A 14,029-nucleotide genomic window follows, 5' to 3' on the forward strand; every position below is an offset into this window, starting at 1 on the left:
AAGGGCGGAACAATCTTTTCCCGGCCGCGGTTTACCAGTTGAGCGGCCCGGAAAAATGCAGTATGATCTCCCGCATGAATTCTTCCAAGGTAATCGGCCTGGTCGCGCTGGCGGAAAAACCGGGACTGGGGGAAGCGTTGCGCATCATGCGCCGGGAACTTTCCCGCCACGGGCTGGGCTCCTGCGTCATTGAAACGCCGGATGCCCTGGAACGGGCTATCGGGCGGTGCGGCATGCTGGTGACCTTCGGAGGGGACGGCACCATGCTGACCGTCTCTTCCCTGGCGGCCATGCACCGCGTTCCCCTGGCGGGAGTGAACCTGGGTCGGCTGGGATTCATGACCACCTGTTCCGTGCAGGAACTGCCGCTTCTGGCGTATGCTCTTCAGGAAGGTTCCTACCTGACGGATGAACGTTCCATGCTTGAAGTAGTACGGGCAGGGGAAGACGGCGTTGCGGCTCCTCCCCGCAAGCTGGCCTTGAATGAAGTTTCCCTGATCCGCGCCCAGTCCGGCAAGATGGTGGACCTGGATGCGGAGATAGACGGGGAATTGCTGAACCGCTACCATGCGGACGGCGTTCTGGTTTCCACTCCCACCGGCTCCACGGCATACTCCCTTTCCGCCGGGGGGCCTCTGGTCTGGCCCATGTCCCGTGTCGTATGCGTCACCCCCATCTGTCCGCACAGCCTGACCAATCGTTCCGTGGTGCTTCCTGACACCATGACCATACGCCTGCGGCCCCGCGAGCGCCGTGGCCGCTTTGACTCCATGGTCTATTCCCTGGACGGCCGTTCCGCCTATCCCATTGAAGTGGGAGAAAGCCTGGTAATCCGGAAGGCGCCGGAAACGCTTTCCCTGGTTCATCTCCGGAAGCAGAATTTCGGCGCCCTGCTGAGGGCCAAGCTGCGCTGGCAGGGGGCGGAGATCCCTTCCGATGATGAATAGACCGTCGCGGAAGCCCGGCTCCCGGCGGGCTGTTCCCCCCTGCGGAATTCCCGCATCCGGGAACAGTCCTTCGTTCATCGTTCCGCATTGGCGCAGGGGCGGTAAAACGATTTTTTTAGGATGCGGGCTTGACGAAAAGGCCTATCCTATCATACTCTTCCTGCCCTGCCACCAAGGGGGTGGCAGATCTTAATCGCATAAACGCGTAAGAAATAGTCATATATGAAGACCCACGTGAAAAAAGGTGATGAAGTGGAAATCATCGCCGGACGTAACCACAAGGGCAAGCGCGGCACCGTTCTCGCCGTGAATGCTTCCAAAGGTACTGTCATCGTAGAAGGCGCCCGCACCCTGAAAAAGGCTGTGCGCCCGACCGAACAGAACCCGGAAGGCGGCATTCAGGAAATCAACGGCCCGATTCACATCTCCAACGTGAAAAAAGTAGGCTAGGCCATCCGGTCTGACCCTGCGCTTAAGCCATATCAATCATTAATAAAGAGCTGACCCGCTAAAACAATGAGTACACCAACACTGCAAACATACTACCGTGAAAAGGTCGTTCCCGGCCTTCAAGCGAAGCATGCATACAAGAACGTGCATCAGATTCCCCGCCTGGAGAAGATTGTTGTCACCTCCTGCATGGGCAAGCACCCGGACCGCAAGCAGGCCGTGGAAGATGCCGTTAATGAAATCGCCAAAATCACCGGACAAAAACCCTCCGTCACCTATGCCCGCAAGAGCGTGGCCAACTTCAAGGTGCGTGAAGGCGAACCTCTGGGAGCCCGCGTAACGCTGCGCGGCGCCCGCATGTGGGAATTCCTGGACCGCTTCATCAATATTACGGCTCCGAACATTCGCGACTTCCGCGGTCTTCCCTACAAGTCCTTTGACGGCAACGGGAACTATGCCGTCGGCATCTCCGACCAGTCCATCTTCCCCGAAATCGAACTTGACCAGATCAAGCGTCAGATCGGCTTCGATATCATTTTCGTGACTTCCGCTCCTACGGACGATGAAGGCCGCGACCTGCTTCGCGCCCTGGGTGTCCCCATGCGCGAACCGAAGAAGGCCGAAGAAACCCAAACCGCCAACGCCTAACTATTTCTTACCATGGCCGTATTAAGTGATCCCATTTCCGACTTCCTCACCCGCCTGAAAAACGCCAGCCTGGCCGGCAACGAGGAATTTACCGCTCCCTGCTCCAACATCAAGGTGGAAATCGCCCGGATTCTGCAGGAAGAAGGCTACATCTGGAACTATGAAGTGACCGGAGAAGGCTCCAAGAAGCAAATCAAGGTGAAGATCAAGTTTACCCCGCAGGGCAAGCCGGTCGTTACCGATGTGAAGCGCAGCTCCAAGCCGGGCCGCCGCCAGTACGTTTCTTCCGAGGACATTCCTCGCGTTCTCAGCGGGCTTGGCATTGCCATCGTCTCCACCTCCCGCGGTGTGATGACCGGTGCGCAGGCGCGCAAGCAGAGCATTGGCGGCGAACTTCTCGCCCTTGTATGGTAACCATTAACATTTCCTAAACATATGTCCCGAGTTGGTAAAAAATCCATCACATTGCCGGACAAGGTAACGGTAAAGGTTAACGGCTCTTCCGTTCAGGTGGAAGGCCCCAAAGGAAAGCTTTCCTGGACGCTTCCGGAAGGCATCACCGCTACCGTTGAAGGCAATCAGCTCTCCGTTGACCGCGCCGGCGAAAGCCGTCAGCTTCGCGCCCTGCACGGTACGAACCGTTCCCTGTTGAACAACATGGTCATCGGCGTGTCCGAAGGCTTCGTCAAGAACCTTGAAATCGTCGGCGTCGGTTTCCGCGCCGCCGTCAAGGGCAACATCCTGGATCTGAACCTGGGCAAATCCCATCCGATCAACCAGGTAATCCCGGAAGGCCTCAAGGTAACCGTGACTGAAAACACGAAAGTGACGGTCGAAGGCATCGACAAGCAGGTCGTGGGCCAGTTTGCCGCTGAAGTCCGTGCGTACTATCCCCCGGAACCCTACAAGGGCAAGGGTGTGCGTTTCGTCGGTGAAGTTATCCGCCGCAAGGAAGGCAAGAGCGTCGGTAAGTAATTCAGGTAATAACTATTACAACATATTTACACACGATGAGTACTATCAATCGCAAAGCCATCCGCGCCAAGGTTCGCCGCCGCATCCGCAGAAAGGTTTCCGGAACGGCTTCCCGCCCCCGCCTGGCTGTCTATTTCTCCAACCGCCACGTCTATGCCCAGATCATCGACGATACGGTGGGCAAGACTATCTGCTCCGCTTCCACGGCCGATGCTTCCATCGCCGATCCTTCCAAACTCGCCAACTGCGCTACCGCTACCAAGGTGGGCAATCTGATCGGCGAACGCGCGAAGGCTGCCAATGTCACTGAAGTCGTTTTCGACCGCGGTGGATTCAAGTTCTGCGGTAAGGTGAAGGCCCTGGCCGATGCCGCCCGCGAAACCGGTTTGAAATTCTAATTGAAAGATTCCCTAAATGAATAACGAAACGGAAAACACTGCTCCTGCTACGGAAGCCGCCGCTCCCGCTCAAGCGCAGCAACCCGCAACGGGCGGCCGCGGACCCCGCGGACCCCGCCGTGACGGCCAGAATGGCCGCGGACCCCGCGGACCCCGTCGTGACGGACGCCGTGGCCCTCAGGCTGAAGCTCCCGTGGAAGAAGGCCCCCAGCTCGCTGAAAAGGTTGTGTTCATCAACCGTTGCGCCAAGGTCGTCAAGGGCGGCCGCCGCTTCTCCTTCTCCGCCCTCGTCGTGAGCGGAGACATGGAAGGCCGCGTAGGCTTCGGCTTCGGCAAGGCCAATGAAGTGGCAGACGCCATCCGCAAGGCTACGGAAGCCGCCAAGCGCCAGCTTCGCCCGGTCTCCATCGCTAACGGCACGATTCCGCATGAAGTCTACTCCGAATTCGGCGGCGGCAAGGTGCTTCTGAAGCCCGCCTCCCCCGGTACCGGCCTGATTGCCGGCAACACCATCCGTGCCGTGCTGGAAGCAGCGGGCGTGCGTGACATTGTTGCCAAATCCCTCGGTTCCTCCAACCACGCCAACGTGGTGAAGGCAACCCTGCAGGCTCTCGCTTCCCTGCGCACGAGCGACCAGGTTCTTGCCGACCGCGGCAAGAAGAAGGAAAAGGCCATCTAATCTGATCAGGAGGCGGCGGCCCGGCGCCGCCGCCTCCACGAAATCCAACCATTGTAAATAACATGTTACAGCTTCATACGATTAAGCCCAATCCCGGAGCCAAGCACCGCAAGAAGCGCCTCGGCAACGGGGAAAGCTCCGGTCTCGGCAAGACCTGCGGCAAAGGCAACAAAGGCCAGAAGGCCCGTTCCGGCGGCACGATCCGGCCGGGCTTTGAAGGCGGCCAGATGCCCCTTCACCGCCGTCTGCCCAAGAAGGGGTTCAACAATACCCGCTTCCAGGATAAAATCCTCATCGTCAACCTCTCCCAGCTTGAACGCGTGTTTGAAGCCGGCGCTACGGTTGATGAAAACACCCTGCGTGCAGCCAAGCTCGTCCAAGGTCCCTGCGACGCCGTGAAGCTTCTCGGCAACGGCACCCTGACCAAGAACCTGAACGTAGTCGTGGACTTCGTGAGTGCCAGCGCCCGCGAGAAGGTGACCCAGGCCGGTGGCACCGTCACCGTGCTTAGCGAAGCCTAATCACATTTGGCGAACCGGGTCATGCAGCTTGACCCGGTTCGCATCATTGTGTTTACTGTTGCGGTTCCCATGGATGCCCCGGGTGCAAACCGCCGCGACATGCAAGCCAAGCTGCGCGCCAACTTTTATATTACAGGACCATGATATCCGCATTTGCAAACTCCATGAAAGTACCGGAGCTCAGGCGCCGGATTTTGTTCACACTGGCGATGATTGTCGTCGTCCGCCTGGGGGTACAGATTCCCCTGCCGGGCATTGATGTCATGGAGCTGCAGAAAGTGATTGAAGCCTCCACGAACGCCAGCGGCCCCGGAGCGGGTCTGGCTACCGTGCTGACCATTTTCTCCGGCGGCGGCCTCCAGCAGTGCGGCATTTTTGCTCTGGGCATCATGCCCTACATTTCCGCTTCCATTATGACCCAGCTTCTTTCCGCGGTGGTTCCCCAGTGGGCCAAGATGGTGCGGGAAGAAGGCGGCCGCCAGAAAATGACCAAGTGGACGCGCGCCATCGCCATCGTCATTGCCCTTGTGCAGGGCTGGTTCCTGGTCGGCACGCTGGAACATCCGGAACGCCTGCAGGCCGTGGGTCTCAACATTCCTGCGGACTGCCAGCTTGTCATTGACCCCGGCATCCAGTTCGCCCTCATGACGGTGCTCATTATGGTGGCGGGCACCATGTTCCTGATGTGGATAGGCGACCAGATTACGGAACGCGGCGTCGGCAACGGCGTTTCCCTCATCATTTCCGTCAACATTATTCACGCCCTTCCGGGGGCAGTCACCCTGGCCTGGAAAACCCTGGTGTACAAGGACGGCGCGGTTGTTCCCATGGGAGCCATGCTGCTCGTGGCCCTGATTGCCTTCCTGATTGTCGTGGTGGCGCTCGTCGTGACGGTGACGCAGGCCCAGCGGCGCATTCCCGTGCAGTACGCCAAACGGGTCATGGGCAATAAAATGTTCAACGGCGCCACGCAGTACCTGCCTCTCAAGCTTAACTACTCCGGCGTGATGCCCGTCATTTTCGCTACGGCCATCCTTTCCCTTCCGCAGGTCCTCTTCTCCCAGATCGCCCACTACAACACTACGCTGCAGTGGATCGCGACCAAGATGAATGACTGGCTGAATCCTGCTTCTTCCGGCTATTACATTATTTCCGGACTCATGATCTTCTTCTTCTCCTACTTCTGGGTGGCGACCATGTTCCAGCCCTCCCAGATCGCGGAAGACCTGAAGCGCAACGGCGGCTATATTCCCGGCATCCGTCCCGGCCCCCCCACTGCCCTTTTCCTGGACCAGACCATGCAAAGGCTGACCTTTGCCGGTTCCGCATTCCTGACCCTCATTTACTTCCTGCCTTCCCTGCTGAATATCGGGGGCAATATCCCCTACCTGGTCACCCAGTTCTTCGGAGGCACCAGCCTTCTCATTCTGGTGGGCGTACTGCTTGACATGATGCGTCAGGTGGAAACGACTCTTCTTTCCCGCAATTACGACGGCTTCCTGAAGAAAGGCAAGCTCAAGGGCAAATACGGGCACATCCAGGGTACCGGCGCCGCCGCGGGCAGCCGCACCGTTACCGTCATGTGGATTGTGATCGCCCTGCTTGTGCTGGCCGGAGCCATCGCCTACAACGCCATGCAGTAAGCCCTCCCCCCCCCCTTTTTTTACTGAAAGTAAAGATATGAAGGAACTCAAGCATTTCATTCTGGTTGGGGCTCCCGCATCCGGCAAAGGGACCCAGGGCCGGTTTCTGGCTGATACCTTCGGCCTCCATTCCCTGAGCACCGGCTCCCTGTTGCGGAGGGAAGTGGAATCCTGCACGGAACTGGGCCGGAAAGCCTTGAGCTATATGGACAGGGCCATGCTGGTTCCGGACGAGATTGTCAACGACATGGTGCGCGGCTGGCTGTCGGAGATGGATCATGGCGCGTGGCTGCTGGACGGCTATCCCCGCACGGTTGCGCAGGCGGAAGCGCTGGATCATTTTCTGAATCAGCGGGGAACGTCCGTGGACGTGGTCGTCTGGATGGATGTGTCCAGAGAACTCATTGAACAGCGCATCATGCGCCGCCGGGAATGTTCCACATGCGGTTACGTGGTGCAGACTCCGGAAGAGGAATGTTCCAAGTGCGGAGGGAAAATGGTTTCCCGCAAGGATGACAACATGGGAGCTTTCGCCCGCCGCTGGAAAGATTTTGAAGCCATGACGCTGCCCGTAGCCAGGTACTACGAAGCCCGCGGCTTGGTCGTTAAAATGACGGTGTCCGAAGAACGGGAACCTGCCGAGGTTTCCCGGGATCTGGCCCGCAAGCTGGAAGAGTACCGGCAATAAAAAGAATAATCCCATGGCAGAACGAATCCATATCAAGTCTCCCGGCGAGGTGGCCAAGATGCAGAAGGCCGGGGCTGTAACGGCGGAAATCTTGATGGAGATCGGGGCCGAAGTCCAGGTGGGACGCACCACGCGGGAAATAGATGATATTGCGCGTGAAATCTTTAAAAAGCACAAGGTAGGCAATTCCTTTTACCAATACCGCGGGTTTCCCGGCCAGCTCTGCATTTCCATTAATGAGGAGGTGGTGCACGGCAGCGCTGGTCCCCGCCGCATCCAGAACGGGGACATTGTGAGCCTGGACGTGGGCGCCGTTGTGGACGGCTGGCATGGAGACAACGCCATGACCGTGCCGGTGGGCATGGTGGATCCGGAAAAACTGCGGCTGCTGGCCGTGACGGAGGAATCCCTGTTCCGCGCCATTGAACTGGTAAGGCCGGGCGCCTTGCTGGCGGACGTCTGCGCGGCGGTGGAGGGCTTTGTGCGTCCCCGCGGTTTTACCGTGGTTCGGGATTTTGTGGGGCACGGCATAGGCCGCCACCTGCATGAAGAACCCCAGATTCCCAACTACCGCCCTCATTACAAGCTTCCGCGCCTGAAAAAGGGAATGGCCCTGGCCATTGAGCCGATGGTGAACGCGGGCAGGCCTTCCGTTAAAATTCTGGATGACGGCTGGACGGTCGTCACGGCGGACGGCAAGCCTTCCGCCCACTTTGAGCACACGGTTATCGTAACGGACGGCGCGCCCCTGATTGTGACGGACCGCCCCCGCATCGCGTTGCCGGAGCAGCTCGGCATTGCTCCTTTGTAACTTCAGCACTTCCTGGGAATGACGCCGCCGGAAGCCTCCATTCCCGTGATTCTGGAGAAGACCGCCGCCCGCCGCATGGTGTGGGTGGATGTGGCCCGCGTGGTCGCCTGCATCCTGATTATTGCGAATCACATGGCCTTCTATTCTGCGGAGCTGTACCGGTGGATATGGGCGGAGTTCCTGGCGGCGCGCACGCCCTTTTTTCTGCTGGCGGCGGGCTACTTTGTGGGGAGAGGTTCGTTCGGCCCTCTGGATGGAGGAAGCCTTTTCCTCTGGAGGCGGAGCTGGTTTCTTCTCCGTCCGTATCTGGTGTGGGGACTGGTTGCGGCCGTCTTGATCGGCTGGTCTCCCTTGCATGAATATTACGCGTCCTACCGGCCTATGTATGAATGGCTGGAAGGGGGGGAGGGCGCCGGGTTCTGGCCCGCTCTCGCGGCGTTCGGACGCTGCCTGGGCATTGCCGGGCATCCCGTGGACGCGCCTATGTGGTTCCTGCGCGATATTATTATTTATACCGCTGCGGCTCCCCTTCTTTACCGCTTGGGGGACTATCTGCTTTGGGTGGGGATTATCATGCTGTCCCTGAACTATTTTGCGCTGGATCTGGCGGATCATGATTATCCCATCGCCAACAGCCTGGGATTTTTCCTGCTGGGAATGTATGTTTCCCGGTATTCCCTGCCGTTTCTGACGGAGGCCGTGCGCCGGTACGCGGTGCCTTTTCTGGCTGCCACGCTTGCGCTTACCTGGTGGCTGGCAGGCCACCGGGACCAGCACAATTCCATGCTCATCGCCCTGGGCATGCTGGGGCTGATGTCCCTGGCCATTCTGTTCACGGAATGGTTTCCGCGCGCGGCCAGATGGGTGGCGGGGCTGGCTCCGGCGTGTTTTTTCATTTTCGGAACGCATTACATCGTCATCATCCTGCTGCGTGGAAGCGGCTGGATTACATGGAAGGGGGAAGCGTGGGACATGCTCTGGCTCTGCCTGGTCCCGGTCATTTTCGTCGTGCTGGCGGGGCTTTTTTTCTTCATGAAAAGATTTGCTCCGCGGCTGGTTCCCCTGCTGGGTGCCTATGGGAAATAGCCGTCTTGAAGAACCCTTCCGCCGGGACGGGAAGGGAGCCGCGCTTATCTCTTGCCGTCAAAAGGCAAATCCCTTATTCTTTCCTTTGCTGAAAGGGGTGGAAACGGCTTTTTTGTCACGTTGCCGTTCTTGCTCCACGGCCGGGAAACAATACATGGTATGGCAATGATTCAAGGCGAGCTGGTTCAGGATTCGGAATTATCAACTCAGGCGGTGATCTATCTGGGCCCGAGCTCCATGAGCCTGATGGTGGCTGAGGCAGTTCGGGACAGGATTCGCCTGTTGGATTTCCTTCAGCAGCCCGTTCCGATGGCGCGTGACATTTTCCGGTTCCACCGCATTTCCCGGCATACCATGGACCGCTGCGTGCAAATCATCGGCGACTATCTGGAAATTCTCAAGGAATACGGAGCCGGCAGCAAGCTTTCCGTCCGGTTCATGATTTCCAACATCATTTCCGAGGCGGATAATGTGGACGTGTTCGTGAACCGCATGCACGTGGCCCACGGCCTGCGTGGACGCCGCATTGACGACGGCAAGATGACGCGCCTCATTTACGTGAAGGTGCAGGAGGCTCTGGCCCAGTATCCGGGATTCAGCAAGAAAAAGGTGCTTGTGGTCCATACGGGGCCGGGCAATACCCGCGTGCTCCTGTTCCAGAAGGGGCGCATCGTGCGTTATTCCTGCTACAGGCTGGGAACGCATCGCACGGGGGAGGCCGTCGGGGAAATCGAGTACGGAGACGATGTGGCGGAGCTTTCCATTCTGCGGGAGCACATGCGCGGGCAGGTGGACCAGATTTGCCTGGATTACGGGGGCGTGAAGGGCCTGGCGGGCCTGATCGTCATCGGCCAGGAAATGCAGCAGCTCCGGGACCGCCTGGCCCCCACGCCGGAAGGCAAGGTGACGTGCTCCTCCCTGGCGGCGGAGGCGGAGCGGATGTCCCGCACCACTCTGGAACAGCGCATGAACGTTTACGGGGCGGATTTCGCCGGGGTGGACTCCCTGCTGCCCGCCGTTTTGATGACGGAAATGATTGCCCGCAGCCTGAACCTGAATGACGTCATCATTCCCGCGAGCGGTTATGACGAGGAGTTTTCAAGCAGCCTGATACGCGCGGAACAGCATCCGGGGGACCTGGAGGCGGAGGTCCTTCATTTCGCCGGGATTCTGGCGGACAGGTACAAGGCGGACAAAGGGCACCGCGAGCATGTGGCGCGCCTGTGCATGGAGATGTTTGACCAGCTTCAGGACCTGCACCGCCTTTCCGAACATGACCGGCTGCTGCTGGAAGTGGCCTCCATCCTGCATGAGGTTGGGTCTTTCATCAACCAGCAGAACCACCAGCTCCATTCCCAGTATATCATTCTCAACAGTGAAATTTTCGGCCTTTCCCGGGATGATGTGGAAACGATCGCCCTGCTGGCCCGCTACCACCGGCATGAGGTTCCCGCCAATTCCGATCCCATGTACGGGGAGCTGGAACTGAGGGACCGCATGCGCGTAGCCAAGATGGCCGCCATCCTGCGCGTGGCGGACGCCCTGGAACGCGGCCATGCCCAGCGCGTGAACGGCGTCCGGGCGCATATCCGCGGGCGCATGCTGGAGCTGGAGCTTCAGGGCGTGCGGGAAACCGCCGTGGAAGACCTGGCCCTGCGGCTGAAGGGCGACCTGTTTGCGGATATCTTCGGGTATGACGTCGTGCTGGCGCCCCAGCGGTAGGCTGATTTAAAAAACTTCCATTTTCCATTTTTCCCATGTCTGACGAATATATCAACAGAGAACTTTCCTGGCTGGAATTCAACCAGCGCGTGCTGGACCAGGCCGTAAGAACGGATCTTCCCCTCCTGGAACGCCTGAAGTTTCTGGCTATTACCGCCTCCAACCTGGATGAGTTTTTCATGGTGCGCGTGGGCGGCCTTCAGATGCTGCGGCATTCCGGTTCCCGCGTGAAGGACATTTCCGGGCTGACGCCCACCCGCCAGCTGAAAGCCATCCGCTCCCGCGTGGGCCGCATGATTGAGGACCAATACCGCCTGTTCCATGAGGAAATTCTGCCGTGGATGGAAATCAACGGGATCAACCCCCTGGCGATGGAGGATCTCAGCACTTCCCAGAAACTGACGCTGGAGCAGTATTTCAACAACCAGATATTCCCGCTTCTGACGCCGCTGGACATGGATGCTCCGGAGGCTCCCGCGCTGCCGTCCCTCAAGCTGCTGATGGGCGTGGAACTGCGCGACAATGAGACCGGGGAGATGCGCTCCGCCGTGGTGGCCCTTCCGGACGGCCTGCCGCGGCGCGTTCCCGTCCCTTCCGCGGAGGCGGAACGCTACGTGATGCTGGAGGACCTGGTCCGTGAGTGCATCGGCACCGTTTTTCCCGGTGAAACCGTTCTTTCCGCAGCGGTGTTCCGCGTCACGCGCAATGGGGATATTGCCGTGCAGGAGGAAGACGCCCTGGACCTGGCGGATGAGATGGAGGAAGTGCTCGTAGCCCGGAAATTTTCCGAATGCGTGAGGCTGGAAGTAGAGTCCTCCGCGCCCGCTCCCCTGCATGACAAAATCATGCGGATCGTAGGCGCCGGGAAGGAAGAGACTTATGACCTTAAGGGGCCCCTGATGCTTTCCGATTTTATGGAAATGGCCTTTGCACCCGGCAATGACCAGTTGAAGGTGGAGCAGTGGTCCCCGCAGCCGTCCCCTTCCGTGGACCCGGCCGTCAGCATTTTTGAAAACATTGCCGGCGGGGACATTCTGCTCAACCATCCCTATGAAAGTTTTGAACCCGTCCTGCGCCTGGTGGAGGAAGCCGCGGAAGATCCGGACGTCATCGCCATCAAGCAGGTGCTGTACCGCACCGCCAGGAACTCCCGCATCGTGGCCGCCCTGAAAAAGGCGGCGGAGAGCGGCAAGCAGGTGACGGCGCTGGTGGAGCTGAAAGCCCGTTTTGACGAAGCCCGCAATCTGGAGAAGGCGGAAGAGCTTCAGCGTTCCGGCGTGCAGGTTGTTTACGGCGTCAAGGGGTTGAAGACCCATGCCAAGATTTGCCTGGTGGTGCGCCGGGAACAGGGCATGCTGCGGCGTTACTGCCATTTCGGCACGGGCAATTACAATGAGACCACCGCCAAGATTTACACGGATATTTCCTACCTTACGTGCGACGACCAGCTGGGAGCGGACGCTTCCCAGTTCTTCAATTCCGTGACGGGGCGCACCAAGCTCATGCGCTTCCGCAAGCTGTATCCCTCCCCGGTGTTGATGAAGGCGCGCCTTATTGAACTTATTGAAGGGGAGGCGGAACGCGCGCGGCAGGGGGAACCCGCCCGCATTTCCGCCAAGATGAACAGCCTTCAGGACGTGGAAATTATTGACGCCCTGTACAGGGCCGCGGACGCCGGGGTGGACATTGAACTGAACGTGCGCGGCATTTGCTGCCTGAAAACGGGCCCCCGGCCCAACGGCAAGGTAATCCGCGTGGTCAGTATTGTGGACAGGTATCTGGAGCACGCGCGCATTTTCTTTTTCCACCACGGCGGCAACCACCAGCTTTTCATCGCCAGCGCGGACTGGATGACCCGGAATCTGGATAAAAGGGTGGAGCTTATGGTGCCCGTCACCAACGGAAAGCTGGCGCGCCGCCTGAAATCCATTCTGGACGCCTGCTTCAGGGACAATGTCCAGGCCTGCAATATTCTGCCGGACGGCACTTCCGAACATGTCGTCCGGAAAAAAGGCCAGAAAGCCTTCCGTTTGCAGCAGTACCTGACCAAGGAGGCGCGCCGCCTGGCCAAGGACAAGGAACGGGAACGCCAGCAGATGCTGGAACCGCACACACCGCATTAAAGGCGCTCGTCACGGGCGTCTGAAGGTCAGCCGGGAACAGTCTCCGGAGTACGCCGGTTTTCCGGCCGTCTGCGGAGGCTGCCCATGTTTTCCGGAGAGGGAGGGGGAAGCCGGTTACGGTTTTCTGCCGTCAAGAATGGACAGCAATTTTTTCAGCCACCTGATTTTGTCCCGGCGTTTCCGGAAAATATGGCCCCGGGAGAAGAACAGTTTCCATTGCTGGCCGCGGATATGGTGCCGGAGTAGCGGGGCCAGCCCCTGGGAAATCGCATCCAGTTCCTTCCGGAACGCGGGAAGTTTCTTTGCTTCCGGCCACCAGAAAAAGGAGTACAGGATCCAGTGGAACTGCCCCATGGTTCCGGGGGCGTCAGGAAGCCGCCATGGTTTTTCCGGGCCGACCATATGCAGCAGTTTCCATGAACGTCCGCAGGATATGGACGGAACGTTTTCAAATTCGGTCCCGCGCAGGAGCCGTGTTTTTTCTTCATCCCAGGTCCAGGACAGGAATTGGAAGTTCCATTCCGGAGGCAACGGCGTTATGTCTCCGTGCAGGGCGATATTTAAGATGTCCTGGTCCGGATAGGGGAAGGGTTCCGGGCGGCTCCGGAGCCATTGGAGCAGGCGGTGTTCCAGGTTGCGGCGGCGCATCTGATCCAGATCCAGCACCAGGACGCCGGAATTGCAGTAGGAAAGGGGGGAGGAAAGGTAGTTGCCCATATATTCCAGATGGGGGTGCATCGTTCCTTTTTCAATACTCCAGAGGGCCAGGCCGTCTCCGGCCGCCGCTACGGAAGCTCCCCGCAAATCGGAAAAATACAGTTCGGCTACGTCTCCGGCCAGCAGGACATCCGCGTCCAGATAAACGATCCTGCCGTACTGCGGGAACAGGCTGCCGGCCATCAGGCGGGCATACGCAAGGGGGGAGTAGCGGTCCTTGTTGCCGTTTTGAAAGAGCTGGCGGAATTCTTCCGGAAGTTGCAGGAAAGAAAGGGAAACCTGCGTAAAGGGGGCGGCGACCCGGTTCAGCTCCTGTATTATTCGCGCGTCCATTCCGTCGTGAACGATGTGAATGTCATAAAAGCGTCCGGAACCGGCGTGAAGGCAAAGGGTGTGAATGGCTACGCCCAGGGGCAGGCCCCAGCCGCCGGTGGCGGAAAACATGACGGGGATGCGTGATTTTTCCGGGGATGCGGGAACGGGCGGGGTTGTCATGGCATCGGGGAATTTCATGGGAAGGGTCTTGAAGAAGGGGCTGCGGGAAGGAATAGGCCGGGGAGGGAAAGAGCATGGAAGCTCCGTTCAGGCCGGAAAAGGGACGTCTGTTATTTGAAGAAGGGG

At 59.1% G+C, this 14,029-nt stretch carries 15 protein-coding genes; 14 read left to right on the forward strand and 1 reads right to left on the reverse strand.

The genetic code is table 11. The features are described from left to right. Positions 1 to 74 precede the first annotated feature (74 nt). From CI070_RS03495 to ppk1, 14 genes are all read left to right on the forward strand, one after another. Positions 75 to 947 (forward strand): NAD(+)/NADH kinase, encoded by an 873-nt coding sequence (locus CI070_RS03495; RefSeq protein WP_161994145.1) that lies wholly within the window; start codon positions 75 to 77, stop codon positions 945 to 947. A 222-nt stretch (positions 948 to 1,169) separates the two neighbouring features. Beyond that, positions 1,170 to 1,397 carry a 50S ribosomal protein L24 gene (rplX, locus tag CI070_RS03500; RefSeq protein ID WP_012419972.1) on the forward strand — a complete coding sequence of 76 codons (228 nt, stop codon included), beginning with the start codon at positions 1,170 to 1,172 and terminating at the stop codon, positions 1,395 to 1,397. Between the two features lie 66 nt (positions 1,398 to 1,463). Then, a complete protein-coding gene (gene rplE, locus CI070_RS03505) occupies positions 1,464 to 2,045 on the forward strand; it encodes a 50S ribosomal protein L5 (protein ID WP_012419973.1) in 582 nt (193 codons plus the stop codon). Between the two features lie 12 nt (positions 2,046 to 2,057). Further along, a complete protein-coding gene (gene rpsH, locus CI070_RS03510; protein ID WP_012419974.1) occupies positions 2,058 to 2,459 on the forward strand; it encodes a 30S ribosomal protein S8 in 402 nt (133 codons plus the stop codon). A 21-nt stretch (positions 2,460 to 2,480) separates the two neighbouring features. After that, the gene (rplF, locus tag CI070_RS03515) at positions 2,481 to 3,020 is read left to right on the forward strand and encodes a 50S ribosomal protein L6 (RefSeq protein WP_012419975.1); all 540 of its coding nucleotides are present in this window, start codon (positions 2,481 to 2,483) and stop codon (positions 3,018 to 3,020) included. A gap of 35 nt (positions 3,021 to 3,055) precedes the next feature. Further along, a complete protein-coding gene (rplR, locus tag CI070_RS03520) occupies positions 3,056 to 3,418 on the forward strand; it encodes a 50S ribosomal protein L18 (protein WP_046434433.1) in 363 nt (120 codons plus the stop codon). Positions 3,419 to 3,434: 16 nt separating this feature from the next. Beyond that, entirely contained in the window at positions 3,435 to 4,097 is a 663-nt protein-coding gene (rpsE, locus tag CI070_RS03525; RefSeq protein ID WP_031930630.1) for a 30S ribosomal protein S5, read from the forward strand. A 62-nt stretch (positions 4,098 to 4,159) separates the two neighbouring features. Further along, positions 4,160 to 4,618: a 50S ribosomal protein L15 gene (gene rplO / locus CI070_RS03530; protein ID WP_012419978.1), complete on the forward strand. Its 459-nt coding sequence runs from the start codon at positions 4,160 to 4,162 to the stop codon at positions 4,616 to 4,618. A 164-nt stretch (positions 4,619 to 4,782) separates the two neighbouring features. Then, on the forward strand, positions 4,783 to 6,261 hold the full coding sequence (gene secY, locus CI070_RS03535; protein ID WP_022196959.1) for a preprotein translocase subunit SecY: 1,479 nt from the start codon (positions 4,783 to 4,785) through the stop codon (positions 6,259 to 6,261). Between the two features lie 37 nt (positions 6,262 to 6,298). Beyond that, positions 6,299 to 6,949 carry an adenylate kinase family protein gene (locus CI070_RS03540; RefSeq protein WP_094137218.1) on the forward strand — a complete coding sequence of 217 codons (651 nt, stop codon included), beginning with the start codon at positions 6,299 to 6,301 and terminating at the stop codon, positions 6,947 to 6,949. Positions 6,950 to 6,962: 13 nt separating this feature from the next. After that, positions 6,963 to 7,760: a type I methionyl aminopeptidase gene (map, locus tag CI070_RS03545; protein ID WP_094137219.1), complete on the forward strand. Its 798-nt coding sequence runs from the start codon at positions 6,963 to 6,965 to the stop codon at positions 7,758 to 7,760. 18 nt (positions 7,761 to 7,778) lie between these two features. After that, positions 7,779 to 8,846, forward strand: coding sequence for an acyltransferase family protein (locus CI070_RS03550; protein ID WP_094137220.1), 1,068 nt, complete (start codon positions 7,779 to 7,781; stop codon positions 8,844 to 8,846). 159 nt (positions 8,847 to 9,005) lie between these two features. After that, the gene (locus CI070_RS03555; RefSeq protein ID WP_094137221.1) at positions 9,006 to 10,568 is read left to right on the forward strand and encodes an HD domain-containing protein; all 1,563 of its coding nucleotides are present in this window, start codon (positions 9,006 to 9,008) and stop codon (positions 10,566 to 10,568) included. 35 nt (positions 10,569 to 10,603) lie between these two features. Further along, positions 10,604 to 12,691 (forward strand): polyphosphate kinase 1, encoded by a 2,088-nt coding sequence (gene ppk1, locus CI070_RS03560; RefSeq protein WP_094137222.1) that lies wholly within the window; start codon positions 10,604 to 10,606, stop codon positions 12,689 to 12,691. A gap of 114 nt (positions 12,692 to 12,805) precedes the next feature. Here ppk1 and CI070_RS03565 read toward each other — a convergent pair whose 3' ends face one another. Continuing rightward, positions 12,806 to 13,921: a glycosyltransferase family 8 protein gene (locus CI070_RS03565; RefSeq protein WP_094137223.1), complete on the reverse strand. Its 1,116-nt coding sequence runs from the start codon at positions 13,919 to 13,921 to the stop codon at positions 12,806 to 12,808. Positions 13,922 to 14,029: the final 108 nt, after the last annotated feature.

This window comes from Akkermansia muciniphila (assembly GCF_900184965.1).
Lineage (GTDB): Bacteria > Verrucomicrobiota > Verrucomicrobiia > Verrucomicrobiales > Akkermansiaceae > Akkermansia > Akkermansia muciniphila_A.